Raw genomic sequence first — 19,209 nt, forward strand, 5'->3', positions numbered from 1 at the left:
CACTGGCCAACTGTCGACACCTAATATGCCCGTTTTTGCTCTGCTCGCCCTTGTCGCCTACTCAGTCAGCCTCGCGCTGATTATTCCCGCTCTGCTGCAAAAAAACAGCGGCTGGCGGCGTATGGCTATTCTCTCTGCGGTCGTTGCGCTGGTAAGCCATGCTATCGCCCTGGAAGCGCGTATCCTACCCGGCGGTGAAAGCGGACAAAACCTGAGTCTGTTGAACGTCGGCTCGCTGGTAAGCCTGATGATCTGTACGGTAATGACCATCGTCGCGTCCCGCAATCGTGGCTGGCTATTGCTGCCCATTGTCTACGCCTTTGCGCTGATAAACCTGGCCTTCGCCACGTTTATGCCTAACGAGTTCATCACCCATCTCGAAGCTACGCCAGGCATGATGATTCACATCGGGCTATCACTGTTCGCTTACGCCACGCTGATTATCGCCGCGCTCTACGCGCTACAGTTGGCATGGATCGATTACCAACTGAAAAACAAAAAACTGGCCTTCAGCAATGAGATGCCGCCACTGATGAGTATTGAGCGGAAGATGTTTCATATCACCCAAATTGGCGTGGTTCTGCTGACGCTCACCCTGTGCACTGGCCTGTTTTACATGCATAACCTGTTCAGTACCGAGAACATTGATAAAGCCGTTCTCTCTATCGTGGCATGGTTTGTCTATATCGTTCTGTTGTGGGGGCATTACCATGAAGGTTGGCGCGGACGTCGCGTCGTATGGTTTAACGTCGCAGGCGCTGGCATTCTGACGCTGGCCTATTTCGGCAGCCGTATCCTGCAGCAGTTCGTGAGTTAAATCTTTAAGGAACCCTACGTGGAACACATCTCCACCACCACGCTCATTATCACGCTCCTCATCATGGTGGTCATTTCCGCCTATTTTTCCGGTTCTGAAACCGGAATGATGACCCTGAATCGCTACCGCCTACGCCATCGGGCCAAACAGGGAAATCGTCAGGCAAAACGGGTTGAAAAGTTACTTCGCAAGCCGGATCGCCTGATAAGCCTGGTGCTCATCGGTAATAATCTGGTGAATATTCTGGCCTCCGCACTCGGCACCATTGTCGGTATGCGCCTGTATGGCGATGCTGGCGTCGCCATTGCCACCGGGGTACTGACGTTTGTGGTGCTGGTTTTTGCCGAAGTGCTGCCAAAGACGATTGCCGCGCTATATCCGGAAAAAGTTGCCTATCCGAGCAGCGTCCTGCTGGCTCCGCTGCAGATTCTGATGATGCCGTTAGTATGGCTACTCAACACCATCACGCGGCTTCTGATGCGCATGATGGGCATCAAAACAGATATCGTAGTGAGCGGTTCGCTGAGTAAAGATGAACTGCGAACACTGGTGAATGAATCGCGCTCGCAAATCTCACGCCGTAACCAGGATATGCTGCTGTCAGTGCTGGATCTGGAAAAAGTCAGCGTCGATGACATCATGATCCCGCGTAATGAAATCATCGGCATTGATATTAACGATGACTGGAAATCAATCGTGCGTCAGCTTTCGCACTCCCCGCACGGTCGTATTGTGCTGTATCGCGACTCGCTCGACGATGCCATCAGTATGCTGCGCGTACGTGAAGCCTGGCGATTGATGGCCGAGAAAAAAGAGTTCACCAAAGAGACAATGTTACGCGCCGCCGACGAAATTTATTACGTTCCGGAAGGCACACCACTCAGCACCCAGCTCATTAAATTTCAGCGCAATAAGAAGAAAGTGGGCCTGGTCGTTAATGAATATGGCGATATTCAAGGACTGGTTACGGTCGAGGATATTCTGGAAGAGATTGTTGGTGACTTCACGACCTCAATGTCACCGACGCTTGCCGAAGAAGTCACACCGCAGAATGACGGTTCGGTGATCATTGACGGTAGCGCCAACGTTCGTGAAATCAATAAGGCGTTTAACTGGCACCTGCCGGAAGATGACGCACGTACCGTGAACGGTATTATTCTTGAAGCGCTGGAAGAGATCCCGGTTGCCGGCACACGTGTGCGTATTGGGCAGTACGATATCGATATTCTCGACGTGCAGGACAATATGATTAAACAGGTGCAGGTGTTGCCCGTCAAACCGCTGCGGGAAAGCGTATCGGACCAGTGAGAGTAATCCAGACCGGGTAGCGCATCAGCATTACCCGGTCTGAGGCTAATTAGCCTTTGGCTTTCGCCACAGAGACCATCGCCGCACGGATGGTACGTCCGTTCAGGGTATAGCCTTTCTGCATAACCATCAGCACATTACCGGCAGCAACGTCATCAGACTCTACCATTGCAATCGCCTGGTGCACGTTCGGGTCCATCGGCACGTCGATATCTGCAACCACCTGTACGCCAAACTTCGCCACGACATCCAGCATTGACTTACGGGTCAGCTCAATACCTTCGACCATAGCCGCCATAGCGTCATTGCCTTTGTCCGCAACTTCCAGCGCACGGTCCAGGCTATCCAGCACCGGCAGCAGTTCGTTGACGAATTTTTCCAGTGCAAACTTATGCGCTTTTTCTACGTCCAGTTCGGTACGACGACGCAGGTTTTCCATTTCCGCTTTGATACGCAACACGCTGTCGCGCTCGCGCGTTTCGGCTTCAGCAAGCTGAGCTTCCAGATTCGCAATTTTTTCATCGCGCGGATCCACCTGCTCAGCAGAAGCGTCTGGTTCAACCGCCTCAACTTCTTCGTGCTGATCCATGATAATTTCTTCCGGGGCTTGCCCCTCAGGCGTTTTCTGTTCTTTACTACTCATGAATTTCTCCGCGTTTTTTTCGCATTCATCTCGCTAACTTGGCTTATTATGGGGATCAGATTCAGGGATTCAAGGGAAGTACTCACATTGTCACTAATCTTCGTTACAAGGACCTCGAGAAAATGAACAAACATTTCAAGTGTATTGGCATTGTGGGGCATCCACGTCACCCCACTGCACTGACCACACATGAAATGCTCTACCGTTGGCTGTGCGCCAAAGGTTATGAGGTTATCGTTGAGCAACAAATCGCCCACGAACTGCAGCTGAAAAATGTGAAAACCGGTACGCTCGCAGAGATTGGCCAGCAGGCAGACCTCGCCGTGGTTGTCGGCGGCGACGGCAATATGCTGGGCGCCGCACGCACCCTGGCACGTTATGATATCAAAGTTATTGGCATTAACCGCGGTAATCTTGGTTTTCTGACCGACCTTGACCCAGACAATGCTCAACAACAGTTAGCTGACGTGCTGGAAGGCCACTACATCAGCGAAAAGCGCTTTTTACTTGAAGCCCAGGTGTGCCAACAGGATTGCCAAAAGCGTATTAGCACTGCGATCAATGAAGTTGTGCTGCACCCCGGAAAAGTGGCGCACATGATTGAATTTGAAGTCTATATCGATGAAATTTTTGCCTTCTCCCAGCGTTCGGACGGCTTGATTATTTCCACACCGACCGGCTCTACCGCCTATTCGCTCTCTGCCGGAGGTCCGATCCTGACGCCTTCGCTGGATGCTATTACGCTGGTCCCGATGTTCCCGCATACACTTTCCGCACGACCGCTGGTGATCAACAGTAGCAGCACCATTCGCCTGCGCTTCTCTCATCGCCGTAACGATCTGGAAATCAGTTGCGACAGCCAGATCGCCCTGCCTATACAGGAAGGTGAAGACGTATTAATTCGCCGCTGTGATTATCATCTGAACCTGATACACCCAAAAGATTACAGCTATTTCAACACATTAAGCACTAAACTAGGCTGGTCAAAAAAATTATTTTAATTTAACGCCAACCTCTTTACTGTATAAAAAACCAGTTTATACTGTATGCAATTACAGTTATGGTTTTTCATACAGGAAAACAGCTATGTTGGCACAACTGACCATCAGCAATTTTGCTATCGTTCGTGAACTTGAGATCGATTTCCAGAACGGAATGACCGTTATTACCGGTGAAACCGGTGCGGGTAAGTCCATTGCCATTGATGCTCTCGGTTTGTGCCTGGGCGGACGCGCAGATGCCGACATGGTACGTGCAGGCGCCACGCGAGCCGACCTCTGCGCGCGATTCGCCTTAAAAGACACCCCCGCGGCTCTGCGCTGGCTGGAAGAAAACCAGCTTGAGGAAGGCCGTGAATGTTTGCTGCGTCGTGTTATCAGCAGCGACGGACGTTCACGCGGCTTCATTAACGGCACTGCCGTACCGTTGTCACAGCTGCGCGAGCTGGGCCAGTTGCTTATTCAAATCCACGGTCAGCATGCGCATCAGCTCCTGACAAAATCAGAACACCAAAAGTCTCTGCTGGATGGTTACGCCAATGAAGCGTCCCTGACTCAGGAAATGGCTGCGCGCTACCAGCTGTGGCACCAAAGCTGCCGTGACCTGGCGCATCATCAACAACAGAGTCAGGAGCGTGCAGCCCGGGCAGAACTGTTGCAATACCAGTTAAAAGAACTGAACGAATTCAACCCGCAGCCGGGTGAATTTGAGCAAATTGATGAAGAGTACAAGCGTCTGGCTAACAGCGGGCAATTGCTCACCACCAGCCAACAGGCGCTGGCTATCCTGGCGGATGGCGAAGACATCAACCTGCAAAGCCAACTGTACACTGCAAAGCAGCTGGTCACTGAACTGGCAGGCATGGACGGCAGACTTTCCGGTATCCTGGATATGCTGGAAGAGGCCACGATCCAACTCAGCGAAGCCAGCGACGAGCTGCGCCACTATTGCGATCGTCTGGATTTGGACCCTAACCGTTTGTTTGAACTTGAACAGCGTATTTCCAAACAAATCTCATTGGCCCGCAAGCATCATGTTGCCCCTGAAGCGCTGCCACAGTTCTATCAGTCATTGCTGGATGAACAACAGCAGTTAGACGATCAGGCCGACTCGCTCGAAACCTTAACCCTGGCGGTGAACAATCACCACCAGCAGGCTCTGGAAACAGCAAAAATGCTGCACAAACAGCGCCAGCATTATGCTCAGGAGCTGGGACAACTGATTACAGAGAGCATGCATATTCTCTCAATGCCGTACGGTGTCTTTTGCATTGATGTGAAATTTGAGGAACATCATTTGAGCGCAGACGGTGCCGATCGCGTAGAGTTTAAAGTGACCACTAACCCAGGCCAGCCGTTGCAGCCGATTGCGAAAGTCGCTTCCGGTGGGGAACTGTCGCGCATTGCGCTGGCTATTCAGGTTATTACCGCACGCAAAATGGAAACACCTGCGCTGATTTTCGATGAAGTGGATGTCGGTATCAGCGGCCCGACTGCTGCGGTAGTGGGAAAAATGCTGCGTCAGTTGGGCGAGTCAACTCAGGTAATGTGCGTTACTCACTTGCCGCAGGTTGCTGGCTGTGGTCATCAACACTTCTACGTCAGCAAAGAAACGGATGGCGCGATGACCGAAACACACATGCAGCCGCTTGATAAACGCGCTCGCCTGCAGGAATTAGCCCGCCTGCTTGGCGGTAGCGAAGTGACGCGCAATACCCTCGCAAATGCAAAAGAACTGCTGGCGGCATAAACTTTTTTACCTTGTTAAGGTCTGAGTTCAACATAAAATCGCCGACCGACCCGACAGCAAAAGGTTTTAAAGTGGTGAAAGGTCTATTATCATCGGCATATTACATATGAGCCGCGTACTGCTCGGGCCCGAAAAGGAATCAAATCACTATGCGCTGTAAAACGCTGACTGCTGCTGCAGCAGTACTACTGATGTTGACTGCAGGCTGTTCCACTCTGGAGCGAGTGGTTTACCGCCCTGACATCAACCAGGGAAATTATCTGACACCTACCGATGTCGCCAAAGTGCGCACGGGTATGACGCAACAGCAGGTTGCTTATGCTCTGGGTACACCAATGATGTCCGATCCTTTTGGCACTAACACCTGGTTTTATGTGTTCCGTCAGCAACCTGGTCATGAAGGCGTAACCCAGCAAACACTGACGCTGACCTTTAACAGCAGCGGCATTTTGACGAACATTGATAACAAACCTGCTTTGACCGACAACAAGTAGGATTAACAGATCAAAAAAAGGTGCTCAATGAGCACCTTTTTTATTGTCTGCTATTTTTTAGCGGATTTCTCTGCTCGCTGTCTGCGCAGCTCTTTCGGATCAGCAATCAGTGGCCGGTAAATTTCCACCCTATCACCGTCCTGGAGAACATCAGCAAGCTTTACCGGACGGCTGTAAATGCCCACTTTATTTTTGCTGAGATCGATATCGGTACGCAATTCCAGCAGCCCGGAAGCGCGGATAGCCTCTTCCACCGTAGCGCCCTGTTGCAGCGTCACACGCTGTAGATACTGTTTCTCGGGTAGCGCATACGCCACTTCAACGACAATTTTAGCTGACGCTGACACTGTAAACCTCTTTCGCGCGGACCGTGAAGGCCTGCACCATGTTCGAAGCCAGCTCTTTAAAGATACGACCAAATGCCAGCTCGATTAACTTATTGGTAAACTCAAAATCGAGATGAAATTCAATGCGGCACGCTTCATGACTCAGTGGCGTAAACTTCCATCCGCCAATGAGTTTCTTGAACGGTCCGTCGACCAGATGCATCAGGATGCTCTGGTTACTGGTCAATTGATTGCGCGTGGTGAACGTTTTGCTAATCCCTGCTTTCGAGACATCCACCGCCGCGGTCATCTGTCCCGGAGTCGACTCCAGCACACGGCTACCGGTGCATCCCGGTAAAAACTGGGGATAGGATTTAACATCATTCACTAGCTGATACATCTGTTCCGCACTGTAAGGTACTAAAGCGGTCCGGCTAATCTGAGGCATAACAATTTCCATCAATATCAATCACACAAATAATACCATTTATCCCCCGCTAAAAAAAACGCTATAGCCTAACTCGTGCTAAGATAGCGCCTTGCGCCCCGCTGGATGAAATGGGGTGTTTTTCGATTCCAGATTACCTATACTGAGCGGCATTATGACGAAGAAAAAAGCACACAAACCTGGCTCAGCCACAATCGCGCTTAACAAGCGCGCACGACACGAATACTTTATTGAAGAAGAGTTCGAAGCAGGACTCGCTCTGCAAGGTTGGGAAGTCAAATCCCTGCGCGCGGGTAAAGCTAACATCGGCGACAGCTACGTCATCCTTAAAGACGGCGAAGCATTCCTGTTTGGCGCCAACTTCACGCCAATGGCTGTTGCCTCAACGCATGTGGTATGTGATCCCACCCGTACCCGCAAGCTGTTGTTAAACCAACGTGAGCTCGACTCCCTGTATGGTCGAATGAATCGTGACGGTTATACCGTTGTTGCGCTTTCACTGTACTGGAAAAATGCCTGGTGCAAAGTGAAAATTGGCGTCGCGAAAGGTAAGAAACAGCACGACAAGCGCTCCGATGTGAAAGAACGCGAATGGCAGTTAGATAAAGCGCGTATTATGAAAAATGCTGGTCGCTAAACGCTATTCTCCTGTGACCAGTCTCTGATCCTGAGACTGGTTGTTATTTTTTAGTTATTGAAACCCACCCAATACATTCATCAGGTTTATGGTTTCTTTGTGCTGAATCGTTCAGGTATGAAATAAACTCCCCTGGCATTACCGTAGCGCCCCATAGTCTAATAAAATAAAACTTCAAGACCATGCCACCTATATTCAAACTTATTTAATAACACTATTATTACTGTTGTTTATTATATCACCTCTCATTTCGATTAAAATACAAAATCTTTAAATACAACAAGTTAACCAAAAACAAATCATTAAATACACACCGGAAAGTATACTTTTCAATTAGCTAAATATATTTTTAATATGGATAAGTTGCAGAATACATTCTTTCTGACTATATCATCTAATACGAAAGAACTATTCAGCTAACAGGGCCCGAACGTATTTGATAAGTAAACGAACATCTGTATGACCTAATCAATGTAATTACATGTCTAAATTCATCTTTATGATGAACGGGGCCCCTGTCTGCTCATTTTCCCAGCGCGCTGTTGCGGATTAATACTCCCGACATGCCATCAGGAGTGAACATATGCGTCTACTCGCCGTTGTATCAAAATTAACTGGCGTTTCCACAAATGTTGAATCCTCTGAAGTTACGCTCAGTTCGCCTTCTATCGTGAAACTGTCGGTGTCGCGTGAGGAGGTGAGTCAACTGACACGCGTTAATCAGGATCTGGTTGTCACACTCCGCTCAGGTGAAACCATCACCATTAAGAACTTCTACGTGGGAAAAGGTGATGCGCAAAACCAGCTTGTTCTGGAAGACAGTAATGGCGCGCTGTGGTGGGTTCAGGATACTGATGGGGCATTCCATTTCCAGCATCTGGACGATCTCACCCCGCTAATGACTGCCGAGGGAAGCCATGAAGGCGGTGCCGTCTGGCCGTGGGTTCTTGGTGGGATCGCGGTCGCAGGCGGAATTGGCCTCGCGGCGGGTGGTGGCGGTGGTGGCGGGAGTGATAATAACACCGGAAACGGTAACGGCGGAAATGGCAACGGTAATGGCAACGGTGGTAATGGTGACGGCGATGGCGGCTCACCGCCAACAACAACCCCTAACATGTCTGATGTACCCGTTATCACCAGCGTAATCGATAACCAGGAGCTGATTACTGGTCCTGTTAATCAGCAGGAACCCACCAACGATAATACGCCTACTCTCCAGGGCACCGGCCCCGCAAATGCCACATTGCATATTTTTGATAACGGTGTCGAAATCGGCCAGGTCACTATCGATGCCAACGGCAACTGGTCGTTTACGCCATCCTCTCCACTCGCAGACGGTACCCACAAGTTTACCGTCAGTGCATCAGACGGTACGGGCAGCAGCGGCATGTCGGACAGTTGGGAGATTATTGTCGATACGCTTGCCCCCGACCCCCCTGTCGTCACGCAGGAAATTGACAATGTCGGTTCTATTACCGGTCTTATCGCCAATAACGGCGTAACCGACGATGCCACGCCAACGCTCACAGGCACAGGCGAAGCCGGTTCTTACATCAGCATTTCTGATAACGGCATTCTGATTGGCATGGTTCAGGTGGATGACAATGGTAACTGGACGTTTACACCTGACACGCCGCTTAGCGACGGTGTTCACAATCTGACGCTGACGCAAACTGACGTCGCGGGTAACGTGAGCGCGGAAACGAGCGTACCGACATTCACTGTCGATACTACTCCGCCTGAAGGCGCGGTCATTTCCTCCGTTAATCCGGAAGGCACAACGGTAACCGGTAGTGCGGAGGCGGGAAGCCTGGTCACTATAATTGGTAGTAATAATCAGGTTTTAGGTTCAATCAGGGTCGACCAAAGCGGCCATTTCTCCATCACGATTTCACCTTCACAGACGCACGGTGAAGCACTGATCGCGAAGATTCAGGACCAGGCAGGCAACATCGGGCCAGATACCTCCTTCAATGCCACTAACTCTGGCTACCCGGGCGTACCCGTTATCGTCAGCATAATGGATGATTTTGCTCCCTCAACCGGTCTGTTGAGCAATAATCAGGCCACCAACGACCAAACGCCCACGCTCTCGGGTACCGCTGACGCCAACAGCACGGTTAACATTTATAACAACGGGGTGTTAGTTATAAGCGTACAAGCCGATCCCAGCGGCAACTGGACCTGGACCCCCAACACCAACTTGCAGGACGACTCATACTCCTTCACCGCCACAGCAACCAACCACCTGGGCACGGGAGGAACGTCAGCGGCATTCAATATCACTATCGATACTCAGCCACCGTCAGCGCCGGACGATCTGAACGTATCTGCCGACGGCTCTGTCGTCACCGGTACAGCCGAACCAGGAAGTACCGTGACCATCAATAATAATAACGGTCTTCAGATCGGCAGCGGCGTCGCCGGAACGGATGGCTCATTTACCATCACCATTAACCCGCCTCAGACCAATGGTGAAACCATTACCGCTATCGCCACCGATCCCGCCGGGAACCCAAGCCTACCGGAAACCGCGCTCGCGCCAGACATCACGGCCCCGCTGCCGCCAGCTAATCTGGTGATTAATCCTACAGGCGATCAGGTTACCGGCATGGCGGAACCCAACAGTACGGTACATATTCTGGATCCTGGTGGCGCGATAATTGGAACAGCAACCGCTGGTTCGAACGGAGAATTCACCGCCACGCTGGTTCCGCCGCAGACCAACGGAGAACATCTTGTCGCCAACGCGACGGATGCGGCTGGCAATACCAGCGGCAACAGCGCGATTACCGCCCCGGATACCACGGCGCCTGACGCGCCAACCGGCGTCACCGTCGCCGGGGACGGTGGTTCTGTAAGCGGACATGCTGAAGCGGGAAGCACCGTCACTGTAAAAGACAGCAATGGTAATCAGATCGGCACAGGCCAGGCAGACAGCGGCGGCAACTTCTCAGTGTCGATTACGCCGTCAAAAATGAACGGCGAAACGGTAAACGTTACCGCAACGGACAGCAGCAGCAACGAGAGTCAGCCGACTTCCGCATTGGCACCGGATATTACCGCCCCCGGAACGCCCATCATCACTGCTGTAACGGATGACCAGCCCATGTACCAGGGCCCTCTCAATAACGGCGACGTCACCAACGATAGCAAACCTAAACTGGAAGGCACCGCTGAAGCAGGTTCTCAGGTCAAAATTTACGATAACGGTACCCTGCTGACGACCGTTACCGCTGATAACAACGGTAAATGGAACTATACGCCAGCCTCGGCGCTGAGCGAGGGCGCTCATATCTTCACAGTGACCGCCACAGACGCCGCGAATAACACCAGTAGCGCGGCAAGCTGGAAAATCATTGTCGATACCATTGCGCCCACAGTTCCCGCAATCACGCTGGTGAACGATAACGTCGGTACGATAACCGGCGACGTTGCGAACAACGGTGGCATCACCAACGACAACACGCCGACGATTTCAGGCACCGGTGAGCCAGGTTCGTTAGTTAGCCTGTTTGACAATGGCACTTTACTGGACACTATCCTCGTCACCAGCTCCGGGACCTGGAGCTATACAGTGCCCGATGGCGCTCCGCTCACTGACCGGGTGCATAATTTCACGGTATTGGCTTCGGATATGGCAGGTAATGTCACCACCTCACCAACGGTTGTGACTATCACGGTTGATACACAAGCACCTGCCGCGCCAGTCATTCTCAGCATGACGGATAATGTCGGCAGCATCCAAAGCGATCTACCAACCAACCAGCGTACGGACGATACGCTACCAAAACTTAACGGCACGGGTGTTGCCGGTTCAACCGTCACGCTGTATGACGGCACGACGCCTATTGGCAGCGTACTGGTACCGGCGGACGGTAACTGGAGCATTCAGGTGACTCAACCGCTAAGCGAAGGGCCGCACACGCTGACCGCCGTGGCGACAGATGCCGCAGGTAATGCCAGCACACCCGCAAGCTTTGCGTTAACCATCGATACCACGCCACCTGCTGCTCCGATTATTGTCGCCGGAGAGGGACTGATAGGCGGCGCTACCCTCCCCCTGGCAAACGGCGGCAGTACGAAAAGTACCACCCCTGTTCTTTCTGGTACTGGCGAGCCGGGAGCAACCATCACCGTTGCTGATAACGGCACAACGTTGGGTCGCACCACCGTCCAGCCTGACGGTACATGGACATTTACGCCACCGAATGCGCTGCCTGAAGGACCGCATAAATTCACCGCCACAGCGACTGACGCAGCAGGCAATACGGGGATCCCGTCGGCGAGCTTTACCCTGACGGTTGACAATACGCCCCCCGTGCAGCCTGGCGCGCCTGTCATTACCGACGATGTGGCTCCGGTAACGGGCGTGGTCACGAATGGCAATACCAATGACACCACGCCAACCTTTAGCGGCACCGGTACGTCGGGGGATGTTATTTCGGTGTATCTCGACGGCAATACCACACCACTGGGCACCACCAAGGTTGGTGCAGACGGCACATGGAGCTTTACGCCGACCACGGATATTAACCCGGACAGTTATCAGGTCACCATCACCGCAACCGATCCGGCAGGCAACGTCAGCCAGCCGTCGACTGCCGTCACCCTGAACATTGATACTACGCCTCCCGCAACGCCTACGATCGAGGCGGCAGATGACAACGCAGGCACTATTCAGGGAGATATTGCAGAGAACGGCACAACCGATGACAGTACGCCGACCGTGCGCGGAACCGGGGAAAGCGGCTCGATCATTACGCTATATAACGATACTACCGTCATCGGCACCACGACCGTAGTGAATGGTTTGTGGACTATCACTCCGACGACGGCGCTGCCCAATGGCACCTACACGCTGACGGCAGTCGCCACCGATGCTGCAGGCAACCCCAGCGGCACCTCAAACAGCATTTCGTTTACGGTGAATTCGACACCGCTTACCGCCCCGCAGGTGACCGATATTGCAGATGACGTCGGTGTGATTACCGGTACACTCGGCAATGGAAGCGTGACGGACGATCTCTCCCCCACCGTCAGCGGAACGGGAACACCGGGCAGTACGATCCTAATCTATGATAATGGCAATCTCATCCCGCTAAACATCACGGTGGGAGCCGATGGCAAATGGAGCGTGGACGTTCCGCTTTCGCCCAATGTGCAACATACGCTGACCTTTGGCGCGCAGGATGCGGCAGGCAATAGCCTCCCGGCGGGCAACCCGGTAATTATAACAACCGATACGCAAGCGCCGACTGCCCCCATCGTAACCACCATAGATAATAACGGTACGCTGGTGAGCGGGACGGCCGAAAAAGGCAGCACCGTTATTATCAGAAATGGCACCACGGTCCTCGGCCAGGCCGTTGCTGACAGCATTACCGGCGCATACACCGTCACGATTTCACCGGCTCAGACGGCGGGTGAAGCATTGAACGCGATCGCTCAGGATCCGGCGGGCAACCAAAGCGGAGAAACATCGTTTACCGCCTCAATCTCGGGCCTTCCACACCCACCGACTCTGCAAATCATCGACGATGTTCCTTCCGGTTTAACTGAAATTGGTAACGGAAAAACGACCAATGACACGCAGCCAACCTTACAAGGCGTGGCAACAGCCGGCGCTGATGTAAATATCTACCAAAACGGAATCCTGCTGATCACCATCCCGGCTGACGCGAGTACCGGTGCCTGGAGCTACACCATCCCCAGCGCGCTGGCGGACGGCACGACCTGGAACTACGCGGTCTCTCAAACGGTTGGACTCGACACCAGCGGCCAGTCGCCAAACTATGCCATTACCATCGATACCACCGCGCCGCTCGCACCAAGCATCACCGCCGTTACTGATGACGTGGCTCCGGTGACGGGCAACGTCGGCAGTGGACAAAGCACTAACGACACGCGCCCAACACTGAGTGGTACTGGCGAGATTGGGGCGACCATTACGGTTTATGACGGCGGCGTGTCCATCGGCACCACTACCGTTAACAACAGCGGAAACTGGAGCTTTACCCCGCAAAATGCCCTGAATGACGGCCCTCACACGTTTACCGTGCGCGCCACTGACGCGGCTGGCAATCAGGGGGTCCCATCCGCATCGTACCCAATAACGGTGGACACAGGCCTGCCTGGTGCGCCAGTTATTGTGTCAGTAACTGACGATGTAGGTGGAACAACCACACTCATTTCCGGGCAGACAACCAACGATAATACGCCAACCCTGGCAGGTACTACCGAAGCGAATAGCGTAGTCACCATCCGCGATAACGGCACGGTGATTGGCACAACCACCAGCGACGGAAGCGGCAACTGGAGCTTTACGCCTTCTCCGGCGCTCGGCGAGGGCAATCACGCGTTGACCGCCACGGTCACGGACGCTGCTGGTAACGTCAGCCCGGCAACCGCGCCATTCTCGCTGTTGGTCGACACACTCCCACCAGTAGTGCCAACTATTCTGTCAGTCATCGACGATCAGCCAGGAAGCACTCAGTTGACCAACGGCCAACTGACCAATGATGCCCAACCCACACTGAATGGCATTACCGAACCCAATGCCATTGTCACTATTCTCAGTAATGGTACGATCATTGGCACCGCAAATGCCGATGGAGCCGGTAACTGGAGCTTCACCCCGACAAACGCGCTGGCGCAGGGGGAAAATATCTTTACCGTGACGGCGACGGATGCGGCTGGCAACACCAGCGGAGCCTCCTCTTCGTTCACGGTACTGGTGGATTCAATTGCCCCGTCTGCACCGGTAATTCTGACCGTTCAGGACAATACCGCTCCGACAACCGGGCCTATCTCCAACGGGCAAATCAGCAACGAAAGTCGCCCGGCGCTCAGCGGTACCGGTGAAGTTGGCGCGACGATTACCGTCCTGAGCGATGGTCAGGCCATTGGCACCACCATCGTCGGCGCAGGCGGAAGCTGGAGTTTTACACCCTCCGCGGCATTAGGTAACGGCCAGCATACTCTGACCGTCACGGCTACAGATAGCGCAGGCAATACCAGCCTGCCTTCTGGTGGCTTTACCTACACCGTCGATACTCTGGCACCGACAGCACCAGTGATTACTCAGGTTGCGGATGATGTCGGCCCACTGATTGGAAATCTGAACAACGGTCAGGCCACGAACGATCCACTCCCGACGCTTAGCGGTACGGCTGAAGCCAATTCCACGGTGAGAATTTACGATAACGGATCGTTTATCGGCTTTACCACAGCGGATGGTACGGGCACCTGGACCTTCACACCGGGAACCCAACTTGGCAACGGTAACCACGCGCTGACGGTAACAGCCACCGACGCGGCCGGAAACATCAGCCCGACGTCTGCAGGATTTAACATCGTTGTTGATACCGTCGCCCCGCTTGCGCCAACGATTATCCAGGCGTTTGATGACGTGCAGCCGGGAACCGGAACGCTATCAAACGGAGCCTTTACCAACGACACCCGTCCCGTACTCAGCGGTTCAGCGGAAGCCGGTGCCCGGGTAGCCATCTACGATAATGGCGCGCTGCTGGCAACGGTGACTGCGACGATAGACGGCACCTGGGAATATCTGACCACCACACTTGGCAACGGTCAGCATGTGTTTACCGCCATCGCCACCGACGCCTCAGGGAACGTGAGTCCTGTCTCAGGCGGGTTTACGATTAATGTCGACACCATTGCACCATCCGTCCCGTTGCTGGTCTCTGTGGTGGATGATATCGCAGGCGGCGTGTTCAATGCAGCGCTCAGCAACGGACAGCTGACCAACGATGCGCGCCCGACGCTGAACGGCACCGCCGAGGCAGGCAGTACCGTCAGCATCTATGACGGAAGCACCCTGTTGGGTACCGCGCTGGTGCAAAGCAATAACAGTTGGTCGTTTACCCCAACCACACCGCTGGCGAATGGATCGCACACCTTCACTGTCACCGCCACTGATGCGGCGGGCAACACCAGCGGCGCGACGGCAGGCTTTAGCGTGGTAGTTGACACCACGGCGCCGACGCAGCCTTCAATCAGCAGCATTATTGATGATATTGGGCCAAATACCGGGCCGATTGGCAGCAATCAGCCGACCAACGACGCGCGCCCAACGTTAAACGGCAGCACGGAAGCCAACGCGCGAGTTGATATTTATGATAACGGCAGCTTTGTCACCAGCGTAACGGCGGATGGCAGCGGCAACTGGAGCTACACCCCGACTACCGCGCTGGCACAAGGTACCCACTCGTTTACCATCACCGCAACGGACAGCGCGGGTAATACCAGTGGTATATCGTCTGCGGCAGCGATCGTGGTCGATACCGTTGCCCCAGGTATCCCAACCGGGCTGGCGGTAAACGCCAACGGCACCGCGCTCACCGGCGTTGCCGAGCCAAACAGCACGGTCATTATTACCTCCAGCGGCGGAACGGTGCTCGGCACGGCAACCGCCAACGCCTCCGGTAATTTCACCTTCACACTGAACCCACCGCAAATCAGTGGGCAAACTCTGCTGGTCAGCGCACAGGATGCCGCAGGCAACATCGGTACGGCGGGTAACGTGCTGGCACCGTTTACCGGCGTACCACCTGCGCCTGTTATTGCCAGCGTGCTCGATGACGTCGGCACTATCATGGGACCCGTCGCTCCCGGTAAAACCACCAATGACACCCTGCCAACGCTCAGCGGAACGGCGCAAGCTAACGCCGTCATCAATCTGTACAACAACGGCGTGCTAATGGGCTTCACGACCGCAGACGGTAACGGGATCTGGAGCTTTACCCCATCCGGTGCACTCAGCGAAGGTAACCATGCGTTTACCGCCACGGCAACCAACGCCAACGGCGCAAGTGGGTTGTCCGGTTCGTTCAGCGTGATCGTGGACACCACGCCACCGACCGCGCCAACGCTCCTGATCAGCGCCGATGGCGGTACCGTCAGCGGCGTCGCCGAAGCGGGAAGCACGGTCACCATTTCTCTGCCCGGCGGCACCAGCGTGACGGCAATCGCCAACAGCAGCGGTGTCTACAGCGTCAACCTGCCGGTTCGCCAGATTGAAGGGCAGTCGCTGTCCGCCACGGCGACCGATGCGGCGGGAAATACCTCATCGCCGACAAACGCTCTCGCACCAGTATTGCCGCTGCTGGCTGAAGACAATGTCACCAGCCTGCCGCTACAAACCGATGTCACCGTCAGCACCGAGCATCAAAGCGATTATGGTTTCCTGTTGGTCAATGCGCTGGGAAATGTCGCCAACGTGCTGGGGAACGATACGGCAAGCGTGAATTTCAGCATCGCTTCTGGCGGCAGCGGATCCATTACAATCAATGCCGCAGCGACCGGCGTAGTGCTGTCGCTGTTAAACACGCTTGAAGTCGTCATCCAGCGCTTTGACACCGCGCTGAATGCCTGGGTGACGGTGGTGGATACCGGAAAACCAGACTTTGCCAGCCTCCTCACTCTGGGCGCCTCAGGCGTAACGCTCAATTACAGCGGACTGACTGGTGGTGATTACCGCGTGGTCAGCTACAACACCAACCTGCTGGCGACCGGAGCATACACCAGCCTTGATGTCTCTGTGGTAAAAGCCAGCGCAGGAACCATCACCGGCGGTACTACCGAGTCTGGCAATATCATCACCGATATCGATCCCGCCAACGGGCAGGATAATGCCCCTTCCGGCACGCTGGTTACCGCCATCACCGACGGTAGCGGCAACGTCGTGAACATCCCGTCGGGCGGCATTGATGTGCAGGGGAAATACGGCATCCTGCATATCAATCAGAACGGTAGCTACACCTATACCCTGACCGATACGTCAATCTCAGTGTATGGCCGTTCTGAAAGTTTCACCTACACGCTGACGCATGGCAGCGATCACTCCTCGGCAAAACTGGTGGTAACGCTCGGTCAGGCTCCCACCACCAGTACGGTAACCGCGGCAGACGATGTGGCTGCGCTGACTTACGGGACGCAGGTCATCGCGGTTGATCATGGCACATCACAGCAAACCGGCTTCACCCTCGCCAACGTCGGACTGGGTAATGTGCTGGATGTCAGTCTGGTTAACGGTTTAACCAATCCGATCAAATTTAATGTGGATGATGGCGCAACCCGCACGCTGACCGTCAAGGCCAGCGTTCTCGGCGTCACGGTTGGCGGTTTTGATCTCTATGTTTATCGCTTCAACGAGTCCATTCAGCAGTATGAGCAGTTCCGCGTGAAACCTAACTGGGTCACGGCGCTGTTAGGAGGTAGCTCAACGGACTACACCATCACCCTGCCGGGCGGTGACTACCTGTTCCTGCTTAACGCTTCCGGCGGTCTGACGCTGCTGACCGGCTACACCCTGGATATTAAGGCCGATCACACCTACGCCGTCGACAGCCTGAGTGCGACAACCAATGGAAACCTGCTGGTCAACGACTCGGCTCCGGCCAATACCGTTATCACCGAAGTGAACGGTGTCACCGTTAACACAACGGGCACTACCACCATTAACGGACAGTACGGCACGCTGATTATTGATGCGAAAGGGAACTACACCTACACGCTGAAAAGCGGACTAGGCGCAGACGGTATCAATACGCCGGACAGCTTCGTGTATAAGGTCAAAGCGCCAAACGGCGATACCGGCAGCGCATCGCTGAATATCAAACCAACACCGCAGCCGCTGGATGCAGTAAATGACGTCAGCAGCACGATGGCGGTCACCACCCAGGCTGATACTTCCCGGTCGTTTACCGACGACAGCGTCGGGAACGCCAGCTGGAGTGCCCAACTCCTTTCACCCACCTCAAAAAGTGGTACTGGCGTCATTGAAATCGCTACGGGAACGGCAGTGCAAAACGCCATACTGCATTTTAACGTCGCGTCAGGTCTGACGCTGGGCGGGCTGACCGTCACCTGGGCGCTGTATGACAGCAACAACATCAAGATTGCCGGTAACTCTTTCAATGGCGGATTGCTGGTTGGCGGCAATATCGATATAGCCTTGAGCGGGATCGTACTGCACCCCGGCAACTATCGCCTCGACTATACCGGAAGCGTCGGGGGGCTGGGGCTGGGGAATATCACCATCACCCCCAGCGTGAAAGGTACGATAATCGACCTGCAAAACTTCGAGACTTCCACAGCGAACAGCATCACCGGCAATATTTATGACGGAGACCATATTGCCAGCGTGAATACCTTGCTGACGGTGAACGGCACGGGCGGCAGTACCGCCACGCTTGATCCGCTGAGTAGCACGACCAGCGCCATCATTAACGGGTTGTACGGCAAACTGACCATTGGCATTGATGGTCATTACACCTATGCCCTCAACAGCGATGTCTCGCTCTCCACCATTGTCACCAAAGAGACATTTACCTACACCCTTAACGACCAGAATGGCCATACCGATACCGCTACGCTGACCATCAATATGAATCCGCAAGTGGTGAGTACCGTCGATGCCGATCGCCTGACTGGCAGCGCCTACGGCGATACGCTGATTTATCACCTGCTCAACGTCAACGACGCTACTGGCGGCAACATTAGCAATGGCGCTACCGACACCTGGACCAACTTCTCGCTGGCCCAGGGTGACAAAATCGATATCGGCGACCTGCTGGTGGGCTGGAACGGGCAGAACGCTACGCTCGGCAACTACCTCACCATGACCACCAGCGGTAACAACACGGTGATTGCCATCGACCGCGACGGTACGGGCAACACTTATCACTCAACCAATCTCATAACGCTGGAGAACGTACACACCACGCTCGATGAGCTGGTGCAACAAAATCACATCGTGCCCTGA

10 protein-coding genes are annotated in these 19,209 nt (G+C 54.1%); 7 read left to right on the top strand and 3 right to left on the bottom strand.

Features of this window, described 5'->3' with window-relative positions:
* Positions 1–25 precede the first annotated feature (25 nt).
* Both OGX86_RS18785 and OGX86_RS18790 read left to right on the top strand, forming a co-directional pair.
* Positions 26–817 carry a cytochrome C assembly family protein gene (locus tag OGX86_RS18785; RefSeq protein ID WP_003031224.1) on the top strand — a complete coding sequence of 264 codons (792 nt, stop codon included), beginning with the start codon at positions 26–28 and terminating at the stop codon, positions 815–817.
* Positions 818–835: 18 nt separating this feature from the next.
* On the top strand, positions 836–2,125 hold the full coding sequence (locus OGX86_RS18790; RefSeq protein ID WP_008785520.1) for an HlyC/CorC family transporter: 1,290 nt from the start codon (positions 836–838) through the stop codon (positions 2,123–2,125).
* 49 nt (positions 2,126–2,174) lie between these two features.
* On the opposite strand, the gene grpE is transcribed toward OGX86_RS18790, so the two are convergent.
* Positions 2,175–2,768, bottom strand: coding sequence for a nucleotide exchange factor GrpE (gene grpE / locus OGX86_RS18795; RefSeq protein ID WP_008785521.1), 594 nt, complete (start codon positions 2,766–2,768; stop codon positions 2,175–2,177).
* Positions 2,769–2,890: 122 nt separating this feature from the next.
* On the opposite strand from grpE, the gene nadK reads away from it, so the two are divergent.
* The 3 genes from nadK (at position 2,891) to bamE (ending at position 6,010) form a co-directional block, all read left to right on the top strand.
* The gene (nadK, locus tag OGX86_RS18800; RefSeq protein WP_032944608.1) at positions 2,891–3,769 is read left to right on the top strand and encodes an NAD(+) kinase; all 879 of its coding nucleotides are present in this window, start codon (positions 2,891–2,893) and stop codon (positions 3,767–3,769) included.
* Positions 3,770–3,854: 85 nt separating this feature from the next.
* Positions 3,855–5,516, top strand: a complete 1,662-nt coding sequence (recN, locus tag OGX86_RS18805; protein ID WP_286640371.1) for a DNA repair protein RecN — start codon at positions 3,855–3,857, stop codon at positions 5,514–5,516.
* A 149-nt stretch (positions 5,517–5,665) separates the two neighbouring features.
* On the top strand, positions 5,666–6,010 hold the full coding sequence (gene bamE / locus OGX86_RS18810) for an outer membrane protein assembly factor BamE (RefSeq protein WP_008785524.1): 345 nt from the start codon (positions 5,666–5,668) through the stop codon (positions 6,008–6,010).
* A 50-nt stretch (positions 6,011–6,060) separates the two neighbouring features.
* On the opposite strand, the gene OGX86_RS18815 is transcribed toward bamE, so the two are convergent.
* Positions 6,061–6,357, bottom strand: a complete 297-nt coding sequence (locus OGX86_RS18815; RefSeq protein ID WP_008785525.1) for an RnfH family protein — start codon at positions 6,355–6,357, stop codon at positions 6,061–6,063.
* The gene (ratA, locus tag OGX86_RS18820; RefSeq protein ID WP_003826396.1) at positions 6,341–6,784 is read right to left on the bottom strand and encodes a type II toxin-antitoxin system toxin RatA; all 444 of its coding nucleotides are present in this window, start codon (positions 6,782–6,784) and stop codon (positions 6,341–6,343) included. Before ratA ends, OGX86_RS18815 begins: the two co-directional genes overlap by 17 nt.
* Before the next feature lie 154 nt (positions 6,785–6,938).
* On the opposite strand from ratA, the gene smpB reads away from it, so the two are divergent.
* Entirely contained in the window at positions 6,939–7,421 is a 483-nt protein-coding gene (gene smpB, locus OGX86_RS18825) for an SsrA-binding protein SmpB (RefSeq protein WP_003031211.1), read from the top strand.
* Positions 7,422–8,004: 583 nt separating this feature from the next.
* Positions 8,005–19,209: a BapA/Bap/LapF family large adhesin gene (locus OGX86_RS18830; RefSeq protein WP_286640372.1), complete on the top strand. Its 11,205-nt coding sequence runs from the start codon at positions 8,005–8,007 to the stop codon at positions 19,207–19,209.

This window comes from Citrobacter sp. Cpo040 (genome assembly GCF_030332915.1).
Lineage (GTDB): Bacteria > Pseudomonadota > Gammaproteobacteria > Enterobacterales > Enterobacteriaceae > Citrobacter > Citrobacter portucalensis.

What these genes read in the sequence shown, in the direction of transcription:
- OGX86_RS18830 (WP_286640372.1), top strand. Translation starts at nt 8,005, where the DNA reads ATGCGTCTACTCGCCGTTGTATCAAAATTAACTGGCGTTTCCACAAAT.
- ratA (WP_003826396.1), bottom strand. Translation starts at nt 6,784, where the DNA reads ATGCCTCAGATTAGCCGGACCGCTTTAGTACCTTACAGTGCGGAACAG.
- bamE (WP_008785524.1), top strand. Translation starts at nt 5,666, where the DNA reads ATGCGCTGTAAAACGCTGACTGCTGCTGCAGCAGTACTACTGATGTTG.
- OGX86_RS18785 (WP_003031224.1), top strand. Translation starts at nt 26, where the DNA reads ATGCCCGTTTTTGCTCTGCTCGCCCTTGTCGCCTACTCAGTCAGCCTC.
- nadK (WP_032944608.1), top strand. Translation starts at nt 2,891, where the DNA reads ATGAACAAACATTTCAAGTGTATTGGCATTGTGGGGCATCCACGTCAC.
- grpE (WP_008785521.1), bottom strand. Translation starts at nt 2,768, where the DNA reads ATGAGTAGTAAAGAACAGAAAACGCCTGAGGGGCAAGCCCCGGAAGAA.
- smpB (WP_003031211.1), top strand. Translation starts at nt 6,939, where the DNA reads ATGACGAAGAAAAAAGCACACAAACCTGGCTCAGCCACAATCGCGCTT.
- recN (WP_286640371.1), top strand. Translation starts at nt 3,855, where the DNA reads ATGTTGGCACAACTGACCATCAGCAATTTTGCTATCGTTCGTGAACTT.